The following is a 23,235-nucleotide window of genomic DNA, read 5'->3' on the forward strand; positions in this document are numbered from 1 at the left end:
CTACTTCCGGGATAAAGGCCGGCCTATGCAGGCGGGCGATATCGCTACATGGTCGCGCCAAGGCTCCATGGCACGAACTCGTTGTCGCCATAGCCGAGCGCTTCCGACCTGGTGCGCCCGCCGGAAGCGACGCGCAGGATCTCGGCGAAGATCTCCTCGCCCTTCTCGGCCAGCGAGACGCCGTCCAGTATGTCTCCGCAATTGATGTCCATGTCCTCGCGCATCTGCTCGAAGATGAAGCTGTTGGAGGCGAGCTTGATCGAGGGCGTCGGCTTGCAGCCGAAGGCCGAACCACGGCCGGTGGTGAAGCACAATATGTTGGCGCCGCCGGCGACCTGCCCGGTGGCCGAGACCGGATCGTAGCCAGGCGTATCCATGAAGACGAGGCCGCGCTCGTTGATCGGCTCGGCATATTCCAGCACCGCGCGCAGATTGGTGGTGCCGCCCTTGGCGGAGGCGCCGAGCGATTTCTCCAGGATGGTCGTCAGCCCACCCACCTTGTTGCCGGGCGAAGGGTTGTTGTTCATCTCCATGTCGTGCCTGGCGGTATAATCCTCCCACCAGCGGATGCGCTCGATCAGCTTTTCACCCACCGCGCGGCTCTCGGCGCGCAAGGCGAGGAGATGTTCGGCGCCATAGATCTCGGGCGTCTCCGAGAGCACGGCCGTGCCGCCTTGCCCGACAAGCAGGTCCACCGCCGCGCCGAGCGCCGGATTGGCGCTGATGCCGGAATAGCCGTCCGAGCCGCCGCATTGCAGTGCAAGCACCAGTTCGGAGGCCGGCTGCGGCGTCCTTTCGGCGGCGTTCACCGTTGGCAGCATGTCGACGATCGCCTGAACCCCGGCCTCGACCGTCTTTCGCGTGCCGCCGGTTTCCTGGATGGTCATCGTGCGGAAAATCGTGCTCTCCTCGATGTTGTACGACTGCATCCAGCGCGGGATCTGGAACGCTTCGCAGCCGAGTCCGACCATCAGCACGCCGCCGACATTGGGGTTGGTGGCAAAGCCCCATTGCGTCCGTTTCAACAGGTCGTAAGCGGGGCCCTTGGTGTCGATGCCGCAGCCAGTGCCGTGGACGAGTGCGATGATGCCGTCGACATTGGGATAGTCGCGCAGGATGCCAGACCGGTTGACCTCGTCGGTGATGAACCGGGCGACGCTGGCAGAGCAGTTCACCGAGGTCAGGACGGCAATGAAGTTGCGCGTGCCCACCTTGCCGCTCGGCCGGCGGTAACCCATGAAAGTAGCGCGCTCGGCCTCGGCAACGATCTCGGTTTGCCTGGTATTGGTGCCGAAGACGTAGTCGCGTTCGAAATTGCGCAGATACACATTGTGCTCGTGAACCCAGTCGCCGGCGACGATGGGTTCCCGTGCAAAACCAATGGTCTGGCCGTATTTCACGATCGGCTCGTCCGAGCCGATGTCGCGGAAGGCCATTTTGTGCCCGCGCGGTATGCGTGCCCTGGCCGCCACGTCCCCGACTTTTTCGCCGATCTTCAACGGATCGACCGCCAGAAGAATGTTGTCGATATCCGACAGCTTGATGAACCGTGCCATGACCCAAACTCTGAAAAAGGCCTCCCCGACAAGGAGCGTCGAGAGGCAAAAGTGATTCAGAATACTAATATAACAGAATGTCAGCGGTCAAGGTGCGGTTGCGAAAGGCTTGGACTGCAGGGGCGTAGTGGCGGATCGGTTAGGTGAGCGTGCAATGAGTGCGCCTTGCGGCGCAGTTTGAGGGCGGCAAACGGCTGGATGAAACAACGGACCGCCGTACGCCCGGGACACGGTCAATCGAGATGGAAGACCTCTTCCATGGCCGCCCACCATTCGCCGTCGGCGCGCGTCGGCAGCGGCGTCTGCATGGGGTCGCACAGTTCCCACCATTTGCGCATGGCCGGCGACTCGCTCATCCGCGCCGCATCCCTAGCGAAGTCGGTGCCGTGATACTCCCAGGAGGCGAACAGAAGGTTCTCCGGTTCGCGCAGGAAGATCGAATAGTTGCGGATGTCGGCGCGACTGATGACGTCCAGCACCTCGGGCCAGACGGCGGCGTGGACGCGCTTGTAGTCCGCGATCGCCTCGGCTTTCACGCCGATACAAAGCCCCATTCTTTGCATGCCGGTTGCTCGCGGTGTTTCAGTCGAGAAGGTCGGCGGCGACTTCGAGCGTGTTGCGGAACGACGTCTCGAGATGATGTTCCATGGCCCTTGCCGCCCCCTCGGCGTCGTGGCGCTTCAGCGCGTCGAAAATGGCCTCGTGCTGCTCGATCGTCTGTTCGCCATAACCCGGCCTTGGGATGGCGAGATAGCGTCCGCGATCCATCTGTGCCTTCGAGATGTCGACGGCTCTCCAGATCATCGGCAGGCCGCAGATCTCGGCTATGGTGCGGTGGAAGACGTCGTCGAGTTGTATCGCGGTGGCATATCTGCCGCGGGATATGGCAAGCCGGTGCGCCGCCATGTTGTCTTCCAGCAATTCGCTGGCTGCCGCTGTGAACTTGGCGGCCGCGCGTCGGGCGCTTTCCATCTCCAGGGCCCGCCGGATGACATAGGCTTCTTCCAGGTCGGCCCGGCTGATCGGAGCGACATAGGTGCCGGTCTGCGCCAGGATCTTGACCAGGCCCTCGTCGCTGATGCGCTTGACCGCTTCGCGAACGGGGGTGCGAGACACCCCCAGGGCCTCCGCGATGGCGACTTCATTGATGACCTCTCCCGGCTTCAGCTGCCCGACGACGATCAGGTTGCGGATCTTGTGGTAGATCTGATCGCGGAGCGGAAGAGCCCGATTGAGCGTCGAAGGATCCAGGTCCATTGCAAATCCGTGTCTTCGTTCACCAGAAATGGCTAGATAGTACTAGAATGTCAATTGGAACGCATCCAATGGAAGCGTCGGGTGTCGGTGACACGATGTCCATAACGACCGCCGGAATCCAGCTTGCCAGAACTGTTATATTAGTGCAATAGTCCTCATCCGCGGTGAGAAATTCAATCCGCAACCGAGAGCCTGGACTGAGTCGCGTGTTCAAAAGCCCGGACGTTCAAGCCAGTTCGAAGAGGGGTCGAGCTGCCTTGAAGAAACTATTATACTAACATATCAATGGCCGATACCGAGGACGATCGGCCAGCCGCCAGGAGGAACCTAGCCAGATATGACTGTCGCCGCCGATTGCGCCTTGGACATGCGAGGCATCAGCAAGACGTTCCCGGGCGTGAAGGCTCTGTCCAACGTCAATTTCGCCGTGAAATTCGGTACCGTTCATGCGGTCGTGGGTGAGAACGGCGCCGGCAAATCGACGCTCATGAAAGTGCTCAACGGGTCCTACGCACCCACCAGCGGCACAATCAGGGTCGGCGGCGCCGAAGTGCGCATGCGCCGGCCGGCGGACGCCCAGGCGCTGGGCATCCGCATGGTGCATCAGGAAATCAATCTGGTCCCCGACCTGAGCGTCGCCGAAAACGTCTATCTCGGCCGCATGCCGGGCAAGTGGACCTTTCTGCGCAAGGGCGAGATGATCCGGGCTGCAGCCGCCGTCCTCGATGAGCTCGGAGCGGCCATCAACCCGCGTGAACGGCTCGGCAACCTGTCGATCAGCCAGCAGCAGCTCGTCGAGATCGCCAAGGCCTACGCGGCGCAGCCCAGGATCATCGTCCTGGACGAACCGACATCCAGCCTCAGCGAGCATGAGACGGCGGCGTTTTTCCGGATCCTGCGCAAGATGCGCGATGACGGCATCGCCATCATCTACATCAGCCACCGACTGAAGGAGGTGCTCGAAATCGCCGACGAGGTGACTGTGCTGCGCGACGGCTCAATGATCGAGACGCGTCCGATCGAAGGCATAAATGCCGCTCACATGATCAGGCTGATGGTCGGTCGCGAAGTCAGCAATGTCTTCCCGAAAAGCCCGGCCGAGATCGGCAAGTCGGTGCTGCGCGTCGAACGCATCAGCGACGGCACGCGCTTCCGCAATGTCAGCTTCGATGTACGCGCCGGCGAGATACTGGGCTTGACGGGGCTGGTGGGCGCTGGCCGCACCGAGGTCGCCCGCGCAATCTTCGGCCTGTCGCGGCTTGTCGAGGGCTCGGTCAGCGTCAACGGACGCGAGGTCTCGATCAACTCGCCATCCCAGGCGGTCAGGGCAGGCATTGCCTATGTTCCGGAAGATCGCAAGGGCGACGGCGTCGTGCCTGGAATGTCGATCCGGGAAAACATCAGCCTGCCCATACTGCGCCGCCTGAGCCGTTTCGGTCGCATCAGCCGCAGCGCCGATCACTCGCTTGCCGCGGACTCGGTCAAGCAGTTTTCGATTTCACCGCCCGACGGCGAACGGCGCATCAGCCTTCTGTCGGGCGGTAACCAGCAGAAGGCGGTCATCGCCAAATGGCTTGCCGCCAAACCTTCGGCCTTGATCCTCGACGAGCCGACGCGGGGCGTCGACGTCGGCGCCAAGGCCGAGATCCACCACATCATCGGCCAACTCGTCGCCGGCGGCATGGCGGTCGTGATGATCTCGTCGGAGCTGCCCGAAATCCTCGGCGTCTGCGACCGCGTGGTGGTGATGCGCGATGGCTATGCCTCCGAGCCTCTCCTGCGCAGCGAATTGAGCGAGGAGCGCATCATGGCGCTAGCCACGGGGGAGGAGACGGCGTGACCGAAGCTGCCACGGAGATCGGCGGCGTGAACCGCAACGACCGCTTTACGCGTGGCAGCAGGCTTGTCGATGTCCTGTCGAAGGCGGGGCTGGCCTTCGCTATCCTCGCCGTGATGCTCTACGGCTCCTTCGTCAGCCCCGCCTTCTTCACATCAGGCAATTTGCTCAACGTCCTGACCTCGATGTCCATCGTCGGCATCGTCGTCGTCGGCATGACCTTCGTGCTCGTGGTCGGCGGCCTGGCCGACCTGTCGGTGCCGGCCACCATCGCCTGCGGCGCCATCCTGTCGCTCGGGCTACAGCCGATGATCGGGCCGCTGCCGGCCTTCGTGCTGGCGGTTGGTCTCGCGGGCCTCATAGGCCTGCTCAATGGGGTCCTGGTCGGATATGTCGGCATCAATCCAATCATTGCCACGCTCGGCATTGGCACGATCGGACTGGGCATCGTCCAGGCGGCTGTCGGCGGGGTCATCGTCTATGGCAGCAATCCCGCCTCCGCCGAATTCGCCAAGGGCCGGCTGTTCGGCATTCCGGTCGTGGTGCTGATCTTCCTGGTCATTGCTCTTGTCGGCCATTTCGTCCTGTCCCGCTCCTTCTGGGGCAGATGGACGCTTGCCACCGGCGGCAATTACAGCGCCGCCGAGGCAAGTGCGGTTCCGGTGCAGGCCGTGAAGGCTGGCGCCTTCGTGATCACAGCACTCGCTTCCGGCATCAGCGGCGGCCTGCTCGGGCTGACGCTGCAGAGCGCGCGGCCGCTCATCGGCGGCGGCTACGAATTCAGTGCCATCACGGCGGTGGTGGTCGGCGGCGTGTCGATCGTCGGCGGCTTCGGATCGGTGCCACGGGCCATCGCCGGCCTCATCTTCGTGCAACTGCTGACCAACGTCATGGTGCTCGACGGTGTGCGCACGCCGATCCAGGGTTTCGTGCTCGGCATCCTGATCGTCGGCGCCGTCGGCATGGATGCGGCGCTGAGCAAGCGGGGCGTGTCGTGATGCGTTTTCTTTCGCTTGTCTCGCAGTATCGCGTCATCGTCATTCTCGGTCTGACGCTCGTCATTTCCGCGCTGGTGGTCCCCGGCTACCTCTCGGCATCGACCCTCGGCCTCGGCCTCGACCGGGCGGCGACAATCGGCCTGATCGCGATCGGCCTGACGGTGCTTTTGATATCGGGCCAGATCGACCTCTCCGGTGGCGCGGTGTTTGCCCTGGCCGGCATCGTATCGGTCATCCTGCAGCGAGAGATCGGCATCCTCTCTGCCGCGATCGTCGGCATCCTGGTCGGTACCCTGGCAGGCGCCGTCAACGGCATGCTGGTCGTCGGCCTGAAGGTGAATTCGCTCGTGCTGACGCTCGCGACGATGCTCATCTTCCGCTCGCTCGCGCACTGGATCACCAACAGCCAGCCGGTGACCGGAACCGACATCATGCTTTCCCTGGCGCTGGCCAAGATATATCTCGATGTCTTCACCCTCCGCAGCGCGCTGTTCATCGCCCTGATCGTGCTGCTGCATTTCTGGCTGACGCGCACCATACCTGGGCGTAACGTCTTTGCGGTGGGATCCAACCCGGCGGCTGCCAAGGAAAGCGGTATCGCCTCGGACCGTATCGTCTTTCTCGGCTTTGTCTTTGCCGGCACGCTTGCCGGCCTGGCGGGGGTTCTCCAGAGCCTCGTCACCAACACCGGCTCGCCCGTCTTCGGCTCGGAATTGACGGTCGCCGTCATTGCCGCGGTCGTTGTCGGCGGAACTCGTCTCGAAGGCGGCAGGGGATCCGCGCTCGGCACGCTCGGCGGCGTGCTGACAATCGGCTCGCTGACCATCGCCATGGAGTTCCAGTCCGTTCCCGCATACGTCCAGCAGGTCGTGTCCGGGCTTATCCTGATCCTGCTCGTCGTGCTCGATCGGGCCGTTACCACCAAGGGGAGGGCTCCGGGCACGCGCCCGGCGCTCGTTCGCGACAATCCAATCACTCAAGGAGGAACCACATGATTGGGAGGAAACACATGATTGGCAAGAAAAGCATGCTTCACGTCGCCGCCATGGCGGCTGTGCTGGCATCGACGGGCTGGGCCAGCGCCAAGACGGTCTGCTACGTAACGGCGGCGGATTCGCATGCCTACGCAACGCCGGCCAACAAGGCGCTTCAGGCGCGCGCCGCTGAACTCGGCATCGAGATCCTGAGCCTCAGCCAGGATTTTGATGTCCAGAAAGGCACCGAGCAGCTCAACACCTGCGTTGCGCGCAAGGTCGACGGCATCATCCTGTGGCCGCTCGACCCGCAGGCCTACATACCGGGACTGGCGCGCGCGCAGCAGGCGAACATTCCGGCGATCCTCATCAATTCGCCGATGAGCGACGATGCCAAGCCGTTCATCAAGTCGTTCACCGGGCCTGACGTCTACGAGGAAGGCAAGCTGGCGGCGGACTCGCTGAGCAAGGCGCTCGGCGGCAAGGGCTCCGTCGTCATCATCGCCGGCCAGGCCGGCAACGGCACCACGATCGGACGTGTCAGCGGCTTCACCGACCGTCTCAAGGAAACCAATGCCGACATCAAGGTGCTCGACACGGTCAACGCCGACTTCGACCAGCAAAAGGCGCTGGTGGTCAGCCGCGATCTGATCACACGCTTCGGCGACCAGATCAGCGGTGTCTACGCCAATGACGACACGATGGCCCGCGGCTTCATCGACGCATGGAAGGAGGCGAACCCCTCCAAGGCCGCACCGCCGATCGTCGGCATCAACGGCCAGAAAGACGCGTTCGAATCGATCCGCACCAGTGAGATGTACTCGACCATCGTCCAGTCGCCCGTCGAGGATGGCCGCCTGGCGATCAACACGATGGCCGAAATCATCGACGGCAAGGAGGTCAAGGACCGGCTGCCCATCCCGCTGACCGTCGTCACCAAGGACAACGTCAACGCGGTCGAACCCGCGTTCTGATACGAAGGGGGCCGGCCCGGTGTATTCGGGCCGGCTCCCTTTCCTTGCCAGAGAGAGAAATTCTAATAGCGGCGACAGAATTGGAATAAACTAACTCTACAGAGTTTGTGGAATAAGCAATCTGCACTGGCGATCTGGTTTCCACCCGGACAGGACCACGCCATGCCCACTCTCTTACGCTCGCCCTCGCCCAAAGCAGACATATCCAGTCGCCTCCGCCAGGCAGCGGGAGACAGGTCATGAGCCGGGACGTGCCAGACCGCATCAAGGTGCTCTGGTTTCTGCCGACGCATGGCGACAGCCGCTACCTCGGCACGGCCGAGGGCGGCAGATCGGTCGATCTGCCGTATCTGACGCAAGTGGCGAAGGCGGCCGACACGCTCGGCTACTATGGCGTGCTGTTGCCGACCGGCCGCTCTTGCGAGGATTCCTGGGTGATCGCATCGGCCCTCGTACCGATGACCGAACGCTTGCGTTTCCTTGTCGCCGTGCGGCCCGGTTTGCAGTCGCCGACGCTGGCCGCGCGCATGACTGCGACGCTGGATCGCATCTCCAATGGCCGCCTGCTGATCAACGTCGTCACCGGCGGCGATCCGCTGGAGAACAAGGGCGACGGCATTTTCCTGTCGCATGCCGAACGTTACGAGGTGACGCAGGAATTCCTTCGGATCTACAAGCGGGTGCTGAGCGGCGAGACGGTCGAGCATGAGGGCAAGCATTTCCGCATCGAGGATGGAAGGCTGCTGTTTCCGCCGGTGCAGACGCCCTACCCCCCGCTCTATTTCGGCGGCTCGTCCGACGCTGGGTCCGTGGTGGCGGCGCAGGAGATCGACAAATATTTGACCTGGGGAGAGCTGCCAGCCGATGTAGAGCGCAAGCTGGACGGCATGCGTGAACTGGCGCAGAAGGCTGGCCGCAAGCTCTCCTTCGGCATTAGGCTGCATGTCATCGCCCGCGAAACCACCGAGGAGGCCTGGGCCGCTGCCGACAGGCTGATCAGCCGGCTCGACGACGCGACGATCGCCTCGGCGCAGAAGGTCTTTGCCCGCATGGATTCGGTCGGCCAGGCGCGGATGAGCGCATTGCATGGCGGCAATCGCGCCAAGCTCGAGATCGCCCCCAACCTCTGGGCCGGCGTCGGCCTGGTGCGCGGCGGCGCAGGTACCGCACTTGTCGGCGATCCCGACACGATCGCCGAGCGCATCGACGAGTACCGGCGCCTCGGCATCGATACCTTCATCCTTTCCGGCTATCCACATCTCGAAGAAGCCTATCGCTTCGGCGAGCTGGTGCTGCCGAAACTGCCGACCGACCATCCGGTCAAGGCAGCCGGCTCGTCCGTAAACACCGGTCCGTTCGGCGAAACCATCGCCGGCGACCACCGGCCGAAGTCGCTCGCCAGCGCCTCGTGAACTTGCTTCCTGCGTCCTCGCGGTTGCGCGTCGCCATCATTGGCGGCGGCTTTTCCGGTGCGGCGGTGGCGTGGCACCTGGCGCAAATGCCTCGACCGGAGCGCATTTCCATTTCCGTGATCGAGCCGCGACCCTTGATTGGCGGTGGCCTTGCCTATTCCAGCGAGGAACCCTCTCATCGGGTCAATGTTCCCGCGGTCAGGATGAGCATGGCTCCCGACGACCCGCAGCATTTTGCACGCTGGTTGACTGGCAGCGGAGAACTCGAACACGACCCGGATGCGATCTGGATGAACGGCGACGCTTTTCCGCGCCGGCGCGTGTTCGGTCGCTATGTTGCCGAGCATCTGGCGCCGCATCTCAATTCCGGCCTTGTCCATCATGTTGAAGGTTCCGCCACACGCGTGACACGCGATGCCAGTGGCGCGGGCTGGACCGTGCACACCTCTGCCGGACCGGTCGCCTCCGACATCGTCGTTCTAGCAGCAACGCATCCGCAGCCTGCAATTCCAGCCGCGTTGATCCACCTGACGGAAGCGCCGGGTTTCATCGCCGACCCATACGCAGCTGCGGCGCTTGCCGGGATCGGGCCGGACGCCTCGGTGCTGATCGTCGGCTCCGGGCTGACCTCGGCCGACATGGTCGCCGAACTTGACCGTCGTGGCCATCGTGGTCGCATCCTCACGCTGTCGCGCCGCGGCTTACGCTCGCGCGGACACCCCGATGTCAGGGGCGAGCCTTTTGGCGATTTTGCATCCGCGCCGGCGACGACGGCGCTCGGCCTGCTCAGGACCATTCGCGCGACGCTGGCAGCGGCAAGAGCGGCCAATGTCAACTGGCAGTCGGTCTTTGACCAGTTGCGCCTGCAGGGGCCGGTGCTGTGGGCCGCACTTGCCCCGCCGGAGCGGGCAAGGCTGGTCCGCCAGCTGCGCGTGTTCTGGGACGTGCATCGTTTCAGGATCGCCCCGCAGGTCGCCGCCGTGCTCGACCGGCGCCATGCCGCCGGTACAGTCGACACCATTGCCGCCAGGCTTGTCGCGTCGAACGATGAGGACGGCAGCCTGGCTGTCAGCTTTCAACGGCGCGGGCAGACCCGGATCGAGGCGGCGCGCTTCGCTGCCGTCATCAACACCACCGGTCCGGCTCATGGGCAGGCGCTGCAGCTGAACCCGGCGCTGAGCTCGCTGGCTGAAGCCGGCTTCATCAGGACGGACCAATATGGGCTTGGCATCGAGACAGGTCGCGACAGCCGCGCGATCGGCCGGGACGGTGAGGCGGTCGCGACACTCCTGGTCGCCGGCCCGCTGGCGCGAGGCACTTTCGGCGAGCTCATGGGTCTGCCGGAAGTCGCCCGCCATGGCCAGGCGGTCGCGGTTGAAATTGCCAAGCTGCTGGGAACGCTGCCGTCAGCCGAGGCTATCGGCGCCAGTGCCGCGCAGGGTCCGGTCATGAGCTGACACCAGCAAACGGGCTGGCCGAGCAAAATTGGTATTTCCGTCCCAAGAGGGCCTCAAAAACGGAAAATCCTTCTTTGTATATAGATTCTATAAACATAATAAATATCGACGAAACCGGCTGCGGTCGGATCGATCAACGAAATGGCCTGAATGGGAGACAGTTCATGGCACACGCAGAGACCGACGCGATCAAGTTTGCCTACTGGGTGCCGAATGTTTCGGGCGGCCTGGTGATCTCCAACATCGAGCAGCGCACCAACCATTCGGCCGAGTACAACCGCAAGCTGGCGCAGATCGCCGAGAAGTCCGGCTTCGATTACGCGCTCAGCCAGATACGTTTCACCGCCGGCTACGGCGCCGACGAGCAGCATGAATCGGTGGCGTTCAGCCATGATCTGCTGGCGGCGACCACAACGCTCAAGGTCATCGCGGCGATCCTGCCCGGACCGTGGAACCCGGCGCTGGCGGCCAAGCAGATCGCCACCATCAGCTATCTCACCAATGGCCGCGTCGCGATCAACCTCGTCTCCGGCTGGTTCCGTGGCGAGTTCCATGCCATCGGCGAGCATTGGCTCGACCATGACGAGCGCTATCGCCGCTCGGAGGAATTCATTCGTGCGCTGCGCGGAATATGGACCGAGGACAGCTTCACCTTCCGTGGCGATTTCTACCGCTTCAACGAATATTCGCTGAAGCCGAAACCGCCGCAGCCGCTGCCCGAAATTTTCCAGGGCGGCTCGTCGCGCGCCGCGCGCGACATGGCATCGCGCGTCTCGGACTGGTACTTCACCAACGGCAACACCCCGGCCGAGATCGCCAAGCAGGTCGACGACCTCAGGGCCAAGGCGAAGGCCAACAACCATTCCGTCAAGGTTGGCGTCAACGCCTTCGCGGTCGTCCGCGAGACAGAGGACGAGGCCAGGGCGGTGCTCGCCGAAATCATTGCCAAGGCCAACCCCGAGGCGGTCAACGCCTTTGGCCATGAGGTGAAAAATGCCGGCAAGGCTTCGCCGGAAGGCGAGGGCAATTGGGCGAAATCCTCCTTCGACGATCTGGTCCAGTACAATGACGGCTTCCGCTCGAACCTGATCGGCACCCCCAGGCAGGTCGCTCAACGCATCGTCGACCTGAAGCGCGCGGGTGCGGATCTCATCCTGCTCGGCTTCCTGCACTTCCAGGAAGAGGTCGAGTATTTCGGCAAGCATGTCATCCCGCTGGTCCGCGAACTGGAAAACGTCGAGGCGGCGGCGTCGCTGGCGGCGGAGTAGCCATCCCGCAGCCTGGCCCGCCACGGTCCGGCCAGTACACGCATGAAGGTTGCCGGCGCGCTCGACCCGTCGAGCGGCAATGAGGTTTTGCGCGCCTAATCAAGGACGATTGGAATGCCGTTGCCCAGTTATACGCTCGGAGTGATGGACGCTTCGGTCTATGCGCCGGAAGTCTTTGCGCGCGGCCTGCCGTCAAGCCCGCGGGAGCAGCAGTCCGAAGCCGGCAGCGAGGCGATCGGCTCCGTTACTGGTGTCGCCGCTCCGCTGCTTTCGCTCCAGGGCATCGGCCTGTCGTTCGGCGGCGTCGTCGCACTGGCCGATATCGACCTGTCGGTTCACCCAGGCGAAATTCGCGCCATCATCGGCCCGAACGGCGCCGGCAAAAGCTCGCTGATCAACGTCATCAGCGGCGTCTATCGGCCGGATCGCGGCCACGTCCGGCTCGACGGCACCTTCTATGCCCAGGTGCCGACGCAGCAGCTGGCTCACCTCGGTGTCGCCAGAACCTTCCAGAACCTTGCACTGTTCAAGGGTCTCAGCGTCCTCGACAATGTCGCTTCCGGCCTCGCCTACAAGGTTCGCTCCAACTTTGCCGGCCAGGTGCTCGGCATCGGCCGCTCGCGCGGCGAGCAGCGCGAAACACGCAGCCGCGCGGAACAGATCCTCGAATTTCTCGACCTCACCGCCATTCGCGACCGTCTTGTCGGCACCTTGCCTTACGGACTGCAGAAGCGTGTCGAACTGGCCCGCGCGCTGGTGGCCGAGCCGCGCCTGCTTTTGCTCGACGAGCCGATGGCCGGCATGACAGCGAGCGAAAAGAGCGAGATGGCGGCTTTCGTCCGTGCCGCGCGCGATCGTTTCGCCACCACCGTGGTGTTGATCGAGCACGATGTCGGCGTCGTCATGGGGCTGTCCGATCGCATCGCCGTTCTCGACTACGGCCGCAAGATCGCCGACGCCACGCCCGACGAGGTCAGGAATGACCAGTGCGTCATCGATGCCTACCTTGGCGTCGCCTCGGATAATGAGGCCCTCTCCCGCAATGAAGGAAGGGCAAGCATATGATCGCCGATTTCGACTACCAGTTCTTCATCGAAGTGCTCGTCGGCGGCCTGCTCTCCGGCGTCATGTATTCGCTGGTCGCGATCGGCTTCGTGCTGATCTACAAGACCTCGGGCGTGCTCAATTTCGCGCAAGGCGCGATGCTGTTGTTCGCGGCACTCACCTTCGTCAGCCTTATCGAGCGCGGCATCCCGTTCGCGCTGGCGCTGGTGATCACTTTCGCCATCATGGTCGCCATGGGTGTCGCCATCGAGCGCACGGTGCTGCGGCCGCTGACCAACAAGCCGCCGATCACACTGTTCATGGCGACGCTCGGCCTGTCCTACATCATCGAGGGCGCCGCCCAGCTGATCTGGGGCACGCAGGTCCACGGCCTCGATCTCGGCATCGAGGACGTGCCGCTGGAAATCGGCGGCGTGCTGATCAGCCAGTTCGACATTTTTGCCGCAGTGGTTGCCGCCGGCATGGTCCTCTTGCTGTCGCTGTTTTTCCGCTACACCCGCATCGGCCTCTCCTTTCGCGCCGTCGCCGACGATCAGTTCGCGGCCCTCGCGGTCGGTCTCAGGCTGCCGCTGATCTGGGCCACCGTCTGGGCTGCTGCCGGTCTTGTCGCACTGGTGGCGGGACTGCTCTGGGGTGCGCGCCTCGGTGTGCAGTTCTCGCTGTCGCTGGTGGTGCTCAAGGCGCTGCCGGTGCTGGTGCTCGGCGGCTTCGATTCCATCCTCGGTGCCATCGTCGGCGGGTTGCTGATCGGCGCCAGCGAGAAGCTCGCCGAGGTCTATATCGGCGACTATTTCGGCGGCGGCATAGAGAGCTGGTTCGCCTATGTCGTCGCGCTGGTCTTCCTGCTGATCCGTCCTTCCGGCCTGTTCGGCCAGAAGCTCGTCGAGAGGATCTGAGCGATGACCGCGATATCAAGCGATTTCGTCGTCGCGCCGGTGCTGCCGAAGTGGGCCTCGCCCGTGCTGCTGCTCGCCTTCGCCTATGGTGTCGTGCCGCTGATCGGCTCGAGCTATCTGTTCGAAGCCATCTTGCTGCCTTTCCTGGCGCTCAGCCTCGCCGGCGTGGGCTTGAACATCCTGACCGGCTATGCCGGCCAGGTCTCGCTGGGCAGTGCTGCCTTCATGGCGGCGGGCGCCTTCGCCGCCTACAATTTCAACCTGCGCGTCGAGGGCCTGCCGCTGATCGGCAGCATCTTCCTGGCCGGCATCGTCGCCGCCGCGATCGGCATCGTCTTTGGCCTGCCGAGCCTGCGTCTGAAGGGTTTTTATCTCGCGGTCTCGACGCTTGCCGCGCAGTTCTTCGTGCAATGGGCGCTGACCAAGTTCAGCTGGTTCTCCAACAACTCGGCGTCAGGCGTCATCGACGCGCCGAGACTATCGATTTCAGGTTTCGCGCTCGACGGCGCCATCGGCCGCTATCTCTTCGCGCTGACCATCGTCACCGTGCTGACCTTCCTCGCCCATCGGCTGGTCTCGTCGCAGACCGGGCGCAACTTCATCGCCATCCGCGACAATGAAACCGCCGCCCGCATCATCGGCATCCCGGTGCTCAAGACCAAGCTGCTGGCCTTCGCCATCTCGTCCTTCATCATCGGCGTCGCAGGCGTCATCTGGGCCTTCGCCTATCTCAGGACCGTCGAGCCGGATGGCTTCGACCTCGACCGGTCGTTCCAGATACTGTTCATCATCATCATCGGTGGCCTGGCTTCGATCCGCGGCGCGTTTTTCGGCGCCGCCCTCATCGTGGTCTTCCCGCTCGCTCTTTCACGCCTCGGCGGCTTCCTGCTTGGCGATCTCTTCGATTCGGGCGTGCTCGACATGAGCCAGCGCATCGTGCTGGGCGCGCTCATCATCCTGTTTCTGATCCTTGAACCCGACGGGCTGGTGGCGCTGTGGGACAGGGTCCGAAGACGGCTCCTGTCCGCCTGGCAGTCGACTTGAGCTGACGCATCCGAAAATGAACCAGAGGCCGAACCCAAGACGGCCCATACCGGGAGTACCTCAACCATGAATTTCCTGAACACAATCAAGGCAGCGGCGCTGTCCGCGGCGATGATCGCGTCGGTGGCCTTGCCCGCCGCGCACGCCGACGAACAATATTTCCCGCTGCAGAGCTATCGCGTCGGGCCTTATGCGGCCGGCGGCACCGGCTTCTTCGGCGGGTTCATCGACTATCTCAACCTGATCAACATCCGCGACGGCGGTGTCAACGGCGTCAAGCTGACCTGGGACGAATGCGAGACCCAGTACGAGGTCGAGCGCGGCGTCGAATGCTACGAGCGGCAGAAGAGCCATGCCGGTGCCGCCGCCTGGAACCCGCTCTCGGTCGGCATCGCCTACGCCATGATCGACCGCATCACCGCCGACAAGGTGCCGCTGATCACCGTCAATCACGGCCGCACCGATTCCACAGATGGACGCGTTTTCCCCTACGTCTTCCCGCTGCTGCTCAATCCCTACAGCGAGACATCAGGCATCGTGAACTACATCGCCTCCAAGGAAGGCGGCATCGACAGACTGAAGGGCAAGAAGATCGTCGTGCTCTATCACGGCTCGCCTTACGGCAAGGAAACCATCCCGATCTATGAATTGCTGGCGCAGAAATACGGCTTCACCGTGCAGCAGATCGAGGTGCCGCATCCCGGTAACGAGCAGCAGTCGCAGTGGCTGACGATCCGCCGCGCCAAGCCGGACTTCGTCGTCCTGCGCGGGTGGGGCGTGATGAACCCCGTGGCGTTGAAAACGGCGGTCAAGGTCGGCTTTCCCGTCGATCACATCGTCGGCAATGTCTGGTCGAACTCGGAAGAGGATGTCATCCCGGCCGGCGACGCCGCCAAGGGTTACACCGCCATCACCACCCAGGCTTCCGGCAACTCCTACCCGGTGGTTCAGGAGATCGTGAAGACGGTCTACGGCGCCGGCAAGGGTAACCTCGAAGACAAGGCGCGTATCGGCTCGGTCTACCACAATCTCGGCATCGTCAACGGCATCCTCAATGTCGAGGCGATCCGCGTCGCGCAGGAGAAGTTCGGCCACCGCACGCTGACCGGCGACGAGGTCCGCTGGGGCTTCGAACACCTCAAGCTTGATCCGGCCAAGGTCGAGGCGCTTGGCGCCAAGGACCTGTTCCACTCGATCAATGTCAGCTGGGACAATCACGAAGGCGAGGGCTACGTGACCTTCCAGCAGTGGGACGGCAAGAAGTGGAACGTCGTCTCCGACTGGATCGCGCCGGACTGGGCGCTGCTGCGGCCGATCATCGAGAAGTCCGCCGAGGCCTACGCCGCCGAGAAGGGCATCAAACTGCGCACCGCCGACGATGCCAATGCTGTGACCACCAACTGATCAGTCAGTGCCGGGCGTCGCCGACCAAGTCTCCGTGGCGCCCGACCTGTTCGGTTTTCGAACCGCGAAAGAACAGCCTATGCCGAACGATGACGTCATTCTTGCCGTGGATACGGTTCATGCCACCTACAACCACGCCATCACGGCGCTGCACGGCGTCAGCTTCGAACTTCGGCGCGGCCAGATCCTGGCATTGCTTGGCGCCAATGGCGCCGGCAAGACCACGACGCTCAAGGCCGTCTCCAATTTGCTGCCGGCCGAGCGCGGCCAGGTCAATGCAGGTATCATCCGCTATGAAGGCTCGGATGTCTCGCGCCGCAAGCCGGGCGATCTCGTGCGCGCCGGCCTGGTCCAGGTGCTGGAAGGCCGGCATTGCTTCAAGAGCCTCACCGTCGAGGAAAATCTGGTTGCCGGCGGCATTGGCCGCAGTGGCCGCCGCGCCGAGATCAACGAAGATCTCGAGCGGATCTACGGCTATTTCCCGAGGCTCAGGGAAAAGCGCCGGACATCGTCCGGCCTGACTTCTGGCGGCGAACAGCAGATGACCGCCATCGGCCGGGCGCTGATGTCGCGGCCGCGCCTGCTGGTCCTCGACGAACCGTCGATGGGTCTCGCCCCGCTCATCGTCCAGGACATCTTCCAGACGCTCAGAAAGCTGAACCGCGAGACCGGCCTGTCGATCCTGGTTGCCGAGCAGAATTCGGCGGTGGCGCTCCGTTATGCCGACCACGCCACTGTGCTCGAAAACGGCGTCTCCGTTCTCACTGGTGCGCCCGCCGAGCTTCGCCAGCGCGAGGACATCAGGGCCTTCTACCTCGGTCAATCGACCGCCGGGCAACAGCATTCGCCCGCCGTCAAACCAGCCCATCTCCATGCCGTTGCCTGAAATGAAATCCCAAGGAGCAGTGAAATGACCGTTTCGACCGTCAAGACCGACCAGGCTTCCGCCGCCGTGCCGGCAGTCGCAAGACCGACCGCGCCAGCGCACATCATCAAGGACGCCGCCGAGGCGATTGCTATCGCCCACGCGCTCGCCGCCGAATTCGTCAAGGACTCCTCAAGGCGCGACCGCGAGCGGATCTGGCCGGTTGCCGAACTCGATGCCTTTTCGCAAAGCGGCCTGTGGTCGATCAACGTGCCCAAGGCATTCGGCGGGCCGGAATTGTCCTATGCGACGCTGGCGAAGGTGATCGAGATCATCTCGGCGGCGGATTCCTCGATCGGCCAGATTGCCCAGAACCATCTCGGCGTCGTCGCCGCCATCCGCACCGTGTCCGACGCGGACCAGCAGAAGCTGCTGTTTGCCGAAGCGTTGAAAGGCACGCGGTTCGGCAACGCCTTTTCCGAGTTCGGCTCCAAACGCGCCGCCGATTTCGAAACCCGCTTCACCGATGCCGGCGACCATGTCGTCGTCAATGGCCGCAAATTCTATTCGTCCGGCGCGCTGCTCGCTCATCTGGTGCCGATCGTGGCGCTCGATGACCAAGGCCGTGCCTGGTATGCGATCGCCGACCGTGGCGCGCCCGGCCTGACCGTCATCGACGATTGGTCGAGCTTCGGCCAGCGCACGACGCTGTCCGGCACCGTCATCATCGACAACGTCAAGGTGCCGAAGACGCATCTGGTGCCCGGCTACAAGGGTTTTGACAGGCCAACCGCCGACGGCGCCATCTTCCAGATCATCCAGGTGGCGGTCGACACCGGCATCGCCCAGGCAGCGATCGACGAGACGGTCAATTTCGTCAGGACCAGGAGCCGAGCCTGGATCGACAGCGGCGTCGACAATGCCTGGGACGATCCCTACACCATCCAGGCCATCGGCGACCTGACGCTGCGCCTGCACGCGGCGCAGGCGCTGCTGGAAAAGGCCGGCCTGGCAATCGACCGGGCGGTGATCGAGCCGACCGCCGACACGGTGGCGCACGCCCAGATCGTCACCGCCGAGGCAAAAATCCTGTCGACCGAGATCGCCATTGCCGCCACCAACAAGCTGTTCGAACTTGCGGGAACCCGCTCGACTCTGGCCGAACACAATCTCGACCGGCATTGGCGCAACGCGCGCACGCACACGCTGCACGATCCGGTGCGCTGGAAATATTCGATCCTCGGCAAATATTTCCTCAACGGCGAAAACCCGCCGCTGCACGCCTGGAGCTGATTTCTCACCGGCGGGCGAGAGGCTCGCCACAGCAAAATTTTTCGGCCACTATACCCCAAGAGGTTCACTGCCATGTCAAATCCAACAGTCGTCGGCTTTTCCGGCAACATCACCCGGCCGTCAAAGACGCGCGCCTTCGTCGATCTGGTCACCAGGGACATCGCCGCCAGCCACAGCCTGTCGGCGACCACTTATGATATCGAGGATCTCGGCCCGTCGCTCGGCACGGCAAGATGGGCCCGCGACCTCGATAGCCAGGCCCGGGCGATCCTGGACGAAGTCCTCGCTGCCGACGTGCTCGTCGTCGGCTCGCCGACCTACAAGGGCAGCTATACCGGCCTGTTCAAGCACTTCTTCGACTTGATCGATCCGGCAGCGCTGCGGGGGAAGCCCATCGTGTTGACGGCGACCGGCGGTGGCGAGCGCCACGCCTTGATCGTCGAACATCAGCTGCGGCCGCTGTTCGGCTTCTTCGAGGCCTTTGCGCTGCCCACCGCCGTCTACGCCACCGACAAGGATTTCACCGACGGCGTGCTGCGCTCGGAGGCGATCCTTAAGCGTGCCGCGCAGGCGGTCGACGAGGTCGGCTTCGTGCTGGCCAACCGCTCGGCAGGCAGGATCGCCGCCGAATAGACGCCGTCGGCGGATTACGCCGCAATCGAAATTCGCGTAATGATTGATCTCGCTTACGCAATTTACGACTGCCCGCTAAAAACGTTCCTGTCTGATTCGTCTGGGACAGGAACGTCATGAGCAAAGCCCTCACATCCTTCGCACTGGTCGCCGTGCTGACCGCCTTGCTCATGGCGTTGAGCCTGGCTGTCGCCAGGCACGGCTATCCCTATGGTGCCATCGGCGTCAGGCGCCTTGACGGCATCGCCGACGCCGGCGTGTTCATCCCGATTGCCGCTGTCTATTTCTTCAGCGCAATGCTGATGATGATCCTGCCGATCAGGGCGGCCGGCATCGTCCTGACCCATGCCGCCGATGCCCTCTTCTGGACCGTGATTGCACTGTTTGCGACCATCGTCGGCTGTCTTGTCGCCAGATGGGCGTTCGGGCAGGGCAGCGCCGTGTGGGCATTGCTGAACTGGCGGTTCCTGTTTGCGGCGGCGATCGTAGGTTGTCACTTCGTCATGAACGAGCTGCGCCGCAACGTGCTGCTGCGCAGCCTGTTCTTCGTGGTCTTTGCCGCCGCGACGCTGGCCTGCCTGTTCTGGTCGTTCACGCTCTGACGTGCCGCCGGCTAAGCGGCTGATCCGGTGGCGATGTTGCCAGCCGCCGTTTCCATCCATGTCCAGAGATAGGCGGCAAGACCGCGATCGACATGGATGCGCAGCTTGCCGTCATGGCGATAGACGAGGGCGCTGATGCCGGCAAAGGAAAGCGCTGCACTGGCACTTGGCTGGCTCTGATCGAGCGTCGTTCCACGCGCGATGAAAGCATCGAGCGCCGTGCCCTCGGCCTCGAATATTTGCAACCCGGCGCTGATCGCCGTCGCCGCGAACCCGTCTGCATGCCAGCCCGTGGGGATGGGGAGCGGGCTCTTCGACACGACGAGCAACCGGTCGCGCGCCAGCCGCGCCGCATAGCGGTCGCCCTGTGCGGTACCAAAAGCACCCACGCCAGTTCCGTCGATACCGGAAGCCCGTGCCCACGCGTCGAGGTTGCCGCTGACCAGCAACTGGTTGAGGCCGAGGGCTGCTCGTATCGCAAGGCCCGGCGTGGCGATAACCGCGCCCTGCCAGTCCGGTGCAACGGACCATCTTTCCGCGAGATCACGCATGCAGCCGGTCTCCTGCCGGGTCGAAGGCGCAAGGTGCGGTAATCGTCGCCTTGCTGATCTTGCCGAGATGCTGGATGTCGATCGCCTCGCCGTGGCGGGCCGCGCCGCGCTCGATCAGGCCAAGCGCAACCGGTCGGCCAAGCGTCGGGCTGTGGTAGCTCGAGGTGACAAAGCCCTGGCTGCGCAATCTGCCGTCGATCCGTCTGATGCCATGCGCGCCGGTTGGCAGCGGCGCTTCGCCTTGCGGCACCGCCAGCCCGACAAGCTGCACGCGGTCGCCGCGCGACGCCTCCTCGGTGAACAATGAGCGGCGGCCAACGAACTCAGTTTGGCGCTTGGCGCGCGGACCGTCGACGCCGAGATCATGCGGCAACGTGGTGCCGTCAGTGTCCTTGCCAATAACGATAAAGCCTTTCTCTGCCCGCAGGATCATCAGCGCCTCGAGTCCGATGACAACGGCCTCGAGCGCCTGGCCGGCCTGGCGCAGTTGCGCCCATAACGGCTCGGCGCGATCGGCCCGGATCGAAATTTCGTAGCTCCGGTCGCCGGTGAAGCTGACGCGGGCGATGCGGACTTCGTCGCCGGCATAGGTTCCATGACCGACCGCCATATGTGGCAGGTCGGCGTCGTCGAGCGAAAGGCTGAGGTCCAGCGCCTCGAGCAGTTTTCGGGCGTTCGGTCCTGAAACTGTCAACGTTGCCATGTCCGATGTGGCGTTGTGAATATAGACCGCGCTACGCCCGAAACGGTCCTGGCGCCATTCCTCCAGCCGGGCGTGAACGGCAGCGACATGCGAGGACGAGCACGAGACGACGAAGCGATGCTCGTCCAGCCGCACCAGAACGCCGTCGTCGAAGACCACGCCGTTCTCCGACAGCATGAAGCCATAGCGGCAGCGGCCGGGCTTCAGCGTCGACATGGTGTTGTAGTACAGAAAATCCACGAATGCGGCCGCCTGCGGCCCGATCACCTCGATCTTGCCGAGCGTCGAACCATCGAACATTGCCACCGACTGGCGGGCGCGCCGTGCCTCGTCCTGGATAGAGCGTTCCGCGTCCGCGTTGCCGCCATAGTGGGCGGGGCGCAGCCAGCCGCCATATTCCTGGAAGACAGCGCCGCTAGCGCGGTGGATAGTCTCCAGCGGCAGCCGCCGCACCGGCGCCATCAATTCGCCGACGCGCGCGCCGGCAAAGCTTGCCAGCGGCACCGGGGTGAATGGCGGACGATAGGTGGTGGTGCCGACCTCCGGCACGGTGCGGCCGGTGATGCCGGCCATCAGCGCCAGGCCGGGCAGGTTGGAGGTCTTGCCCTGGTCGGTCGCCATGCCGAGCGTGGTGTAGCGCTTCAGATGTTCGACCGAGACGAAGTTTTCGCGCGCTGCCAACTCGACGTCCTTCACCGTCACGTCGTTTTGATAGTCGATCCAGATGCGTCCCTTCGAGCCCGGCATCGGCCATGCCGCGACTATGCCGTCCGTTGCCTCCGGCCCGGTGCTCCGCGGTAGGGGAGCCTTCGTCTGGCCGAGCGATGCAACGGCGGTGCTGGCGCCAGCAAACACCTCCGACAAGGAAACCGCGCCGGCAGCCGCACCTGCCACCGCGATGTTATCGACCGGATCGCCCGGCAGAAAGGCCGCGCGCGCCTCGCTCCAGGCGAGCTTGCCCTTGGCTTGGCCGAAGAGATGGATGGTCGGCGTCCAGCCGCCCGAGATCAGGACGCAATCGGCATCGAACCTCGTGCCGTCGTCGAGCGTTACACCGTCGACGCGCAGCCTGCCGCTGGCGGATATGAGAGAACGCCCTTTGGCCAGCCGGACATTGGCCGGCGCGGCAGGCGTGCCGTCGCGCCGGATGTCGACAAGCCTGACTTCGGCGCCGGCCTCGGCAAGCGCCCCCGCCACCTCATAGGCGCTGTCATTGTTGGTGGCGACGACGATGCGGCGGCCGACCAGCACAGCGTGGCGCCGGAGATAGGCGAGCGCCGCATCCGCCGATAGGATGCCCGGCAGGTCGTTGTTGGCGAAGGGCAGCGGCCGCTCGATGGCACCAGTCGCCAGCACGATCCGGCGCGGCCTGACCCGCCACAGCGTATCCGGCCGGCCGTCGAGATGACGCTGGTTCAGCCCGACCAGATTGTGGTCGTAAATGCCGAAGGCGGTGGTCGAAGGCAGGATGAGGTGACCGCCAGCGGCAAGCTCGGCAATCGTCTCCTTGACCCATACGGCCGCCGGCTTGCCGTCGATCTCCGCGGCACGATGGCTGAGCGATCCGCCGGGGCTATGCTGGTCGTCCACCAGTGTGACGGTCAGGCCAGCACCAGACGCCAGCCTTGCCGCCGCCAGCCCGGCCGGTCCCGCGCCTACAACCAGCACATCGCAATGATGGTTTATCTGGTCCGCCGTGCCCGGCGAGATCCAGTCGGCCTCGACTGTGCCCAATCCCGCCATAGCGCGGATGCGCGGCTCGAACCTGTGCCAGTCCGGCCACATGAAAGTCTTGTAGTAGAACGCCGCCGGTATGAAGCGTGCGAAACGGTCGAGAAAGGCGTTGCGGTCGGCCAGCGCGCTGGGCGTGGCGTTGACGCTTTTCGCCACCAGCCCGTCGCGCGCCGGCTCGGTCGTGGCGCGCGTGTTGGGCTTCGCCGGCACGCTGCCGCCGAGATCGACCAGCGCGTTCGGCTCCTCGACGCCGGCACCCCAGATGCCGCGCGGCCGGTGATATTTGAAGCTGCGGCCGACGACCGCGACGTCGCCGGCCAGCAGCGCCGAGGCGATGGTGTCGCCGGCAAAGCCATGCACGGTGGCGCCGTCGAAGCTGAAGCGGATCGGGCGGGAGCGGTCGATAGCGCTGCCGCCGGTGGCAAGACGCGAGGCGGTCACGCGGCATGCTCCCCGTCGAGAGCGGCCGAAGACAGCACCTTGTGGCTGATGGTGTCCCGCTCCATGACGAAGAACTCGCCGCAAATCATGTGGGCCCAGATCTCGCGCGCCGTGCCTTTCGGATTGCCGCGCAGATAGAGGTACTCAGCCCAGCGATCGATCGGCACGTCGGCACCGTCAGGCCTGATGTTGCCGGCATCGCCGCCATAGTGGAATTCGGTCTCGTCACGCGGGCCGCAAAATGGGCAAGGGAACAACTGCATGATTGCCT

General features: G+C 64.1%; 21 protein-coding genes. 15 read left to right on the top strand and 6 right to left on the bottom strand.

Annotated elements, in window-relative coordinates; genetic code table 11:
* Window positions 1–44 precede the first annotated feature (44 nt).
* From NKH52_RS00420 to NKH52_RS00430, 3 genes are all read right to left on the bottom strand, one after another.
* The gene (locus NKH52_RS00420) at window positions 45–1,556 is read right to left on the bottom strand and encodes a UxaA family hydrolase (RefSeq protein ID WP_352732518.1); all 1,512 of its coding nucleotides are present in this window, start codon (window positions 1,554–1,556) and stop codon (window positions 45–47) included.
* Window positions 1,557–1,789: 233 nt separating this feature from the next.
* On the bottom strand, window positions 1,790–2,119 hold the full coding sequence (locus NKH52_RS00425; protein WP_352732515.1) for an L-rhamnose mutarotase: 330 nt from the start codon (window positions 2,117–2,119) through the stop codon (window positions 1,790–1,792).
* Between the two features lie 19 nt (window positions 2,120–2,138).
* Window positions 2,139–2,813: a GntR family transcriptional regulator gene (locus NKH52_RS00430; protein WP_128287601.1), complete on the bottom strand. Its 675-nt coding sequence runs from the start codon at window positions 2,811–2,813 to the stop codon at window positions 2,139–2,141.
* A gap of 337 nt (window positions 2,814–3,150) precedes the next feature.
* On the opposite strand from NKH52_RS00430, the gene NKH52_RS00435 reads away from it, so the two are divergent.
* From NKH52_RS00435 to NKH52_RS00505, 15 genes are all read left to right on the top strand, one after another.
* Entirely contained in the window at window positions 3,151–4,653 is a 1,503-nt protein-coding gene (locus NKH52_RS00435; RefSeq protein ID WP_352732512.1) for a sugar ABC transporter ATP-binding protein, read from the top strand.
* On the top strand, window positions 4,650–5,648 hold the full coding sequence (locus NKH52_RS00440; RefSeq protein WP_352732509.1) for an ABC transporter permease: 999 nt from the start codon (window positions 4,650–4,652) through the stop codon (window positions 5,646–5,648). Before NKH52_RS00435 ends, NKH52_RS00440 begins: the two co-directional genes overlap by 4 nt.
* The gene (locus tag NKH52_RS00445) at window positions 5,648–6,643 is read left to right on the top strand and encodes an ABC transporter permease (RefSeq protein ID WP_352732506.1); all 996 of its coding nucleotides are present in this window, start codon (window positions 5,648–5,650) and stop codon (window positions 6,641–6,643) included. Before NKH52_RS00440 ends, NKH52_RS00445 begins: the two co-directional genes overlap by 1 nt.
* A 14-nt stretch (window positions 6,644–6,657) precedes the next feature.
* On the top strand, window positions 6,658–7,596 hold the full coding sequence (locus tag NKH52_RS00450; RefSeq protein ID WP_352732503.1) for a sugar ABC transporter substrate-binding protein: 939 nt from the start codon (window positions 6,658–6,660) through the stop codon (window positions 7,594–7,596).
* A 239-nt stretch (window positions 7,597–7,835) separates the two neighbouring features.
* Window positions 7,836–9,008 carry an FMNH2-dependent alkanesulfonate monooxygenase gene (gene ssuD / locus NKH52_RS00455; protein ID WP_352732500.1) on the top strand — a complete coding sequence of 391 codons (1,173 nt, stop codon included), beginning with the start codon at window positions 7,836–7,838 and terminating at the stop codon, window positions 9,006–9,008.
* A complete protein-coding gene (locus tag NKH52_RS00460; protein WP_352732497.1) occupies window positions 9,005–10,465 on the top strand; it encodes an FAD/NAD(P)-binding protein in 1,461 nt (486 codons plus the stop codon). The genes ssuD and NKH52_RS00460 overlap by 4 nt, the downstream gene beginning before the upstream one ends.
* A gap of 164 nt (window positions 10,466–10,629) precedes the next feature.
* The gene (sfnG, locus tag NKH52_RS00465; RefSeq protein ID WP_352732495.1) at window positions 10,630–11,733 is read left to right on the top strand and encodes a dimethylsulfone monooxygenase SfnG; all 1,104 of its coding nucleotides are present in this window, start codon (window positions 10,630–10,632) and stop codon (window positions 11,731–11,733) included.
* A gap of 114 nt (window positions 11,734–11,847) precedes the next feature.
* The gene (locus NKH52_RS00470; RefSeq protein WP_352732492.1) at window positions 11,848–12,798 is read left to right on the top strand and encodes an ABC transporter ATP-binding protein; all 951 of its coding nucleotides are present in this window, start codon (window positions 11,848–11,850) and stop codon (window positions 12,796–12,798) included.
* Window positions 12,795–13,694: a branched-chain amino acid ABC transporter permease gene (locus NKH52_RS00475; protein WP_352439783.1), complete on the top strand. Its 900-nt coding sequence runs from the start codon at window positions 12,795–12,797 to the stop codon at window positions 13,692–13,694. The genes NKH52_RS00470 and NKH52_RS00475 overlap by 4 nt, the downstream gene beginning before the upstream one ends.
* 3 nt (window positions 13,695–13,697) lie before the next feature.
* Complete coding sequence (locus NKH52_RS00480; protein ID WP_352732489.1) at window positions 13,698–14,738, top strand: branched-chain amino acid ABC transporter permease; 1,041 nt, start codon at window positions 13,698–13,700, stop codon at window positions 14,736–14,738.
* A gap of 66 nt (window positions 14,739–14,804) precedes the next feature.
* Entirely contained in the window at window positions 14,805–16,142 is a 1,338-nt protein-coding gene (locus NKH52_RS00485; protein ID WP_352732486.1) for an ABC transporter substrate-binding protein, read from the top strand.
* A gap of 79 nt (window positions 16,143–16,221) precedes the next feature.
* Window positions 16,222–17,028, top strand: a complete 807-nt coding sequence (locus tag NKH52_RS00490; RefSeq protein ID WP_352732483.1) for an ABC transporter ATP-binding protein — start codon at window positions 16,222–16,224, stop codon at window positions 17,026–17,028.
* Between the two features lie 24 nt (window positions 17,029–17,052).
* Window positions 17,053–18,300: an SfnB family sulfur acquisition oxidoreductase gene (locus NKH52_RS00495; protein ID WP_352732480.1), complete on the top strand. Its 1,248-nt coding sequence runs from the start codon at window positions 17,053–17,055 to the stop codon at window positions 18,298–18,300.
* Between the two features lie 72 nt (window positions 18,301–18,372).
* Window positions 18,373–18,933: an FMN reductase gene (gene msuE, locus NKH52_RS00500; protein ID WP_352732477.1), complete on the top strand. Its 561-nt coding sequence runs from the start codon at window positions 18,373–18,375 to the stop codon at window positions 18,931–18,933.
* Window positions 18,934–19,049: 116 nt separating this feature from the next.
* A complete protein-coding gene (locus NKH52_RS00505; protein ID WP_023811545.1) occupies window positions 19,050–19,535 on the top strand; it encodes a hypothetical protein in 486 nt (161 codons plus the stop codon).
* An 11-nt stretch (window positions 19,536–19,546) separates the two neighbouring features.
* On the opposite strand, the gene NKH52_RS00510 is transcribed toward NKH52_RS00505, so the two are convergent.
* From NKH52_RS00510 to NKH52_RS00520, 3 genes are read right to left on the bottom strand one after another with little or no spacing between them, the layout of a single operon-like run.
* Window positions 19,547–20,086 carry a hypothetical protein gene (locus NKH52_RS00510; protein ID WP_352732474.1) on the bottom strand — a complete coding sequence of 180 codons (540 nt, stop codon included), beginning with the start codon at window positions 20,084–20,086 and terminating at the stop codon, window positions 19,547–19,549.
* The gene (locus NKH52_RS00515; protein ID WP_352732471.1) at window positions 20,079–22,964 is read right to left on the bottom strand and encodes a sarcosine oxidase subunit alpha family protein; all 2,886 of its coding nucleotides are present in this window, start codon (window positions 22,962–22,964) and stop codon (window positions 20,079–20,081) included. Before NKH52_RS00515 ends, NKH52_RS00510 begins: the two co-directional genes overlap by 8 nt.
* Window positions 22,961–23,227, bottom strand: a complete 267-nt coding sequence (locus NKH52_RS00520) for a sarcosine oxidase subunit delta (protein ID WP_352732468.1) — start codon at window positions 23,225–23,227, stop codon at window positions 22,961–22,963. The genes NKH52_RS00515 and NKH52_RS00520 overlap by 4 nt, the downstream gene beginning before the upstream one ends.
* Window positions 23,228–23,235: the final 8 nt, after the last annotated feature.

It is taken from the genome of Mesorhizobium sp. M1066, assembly GCF_040318635.1.
Lineage (GTDB): Bacteria > Pseudomonadota > Alphaproteobacteria > Rhizobiales > Rhizobiaceae > Mesorhizobium.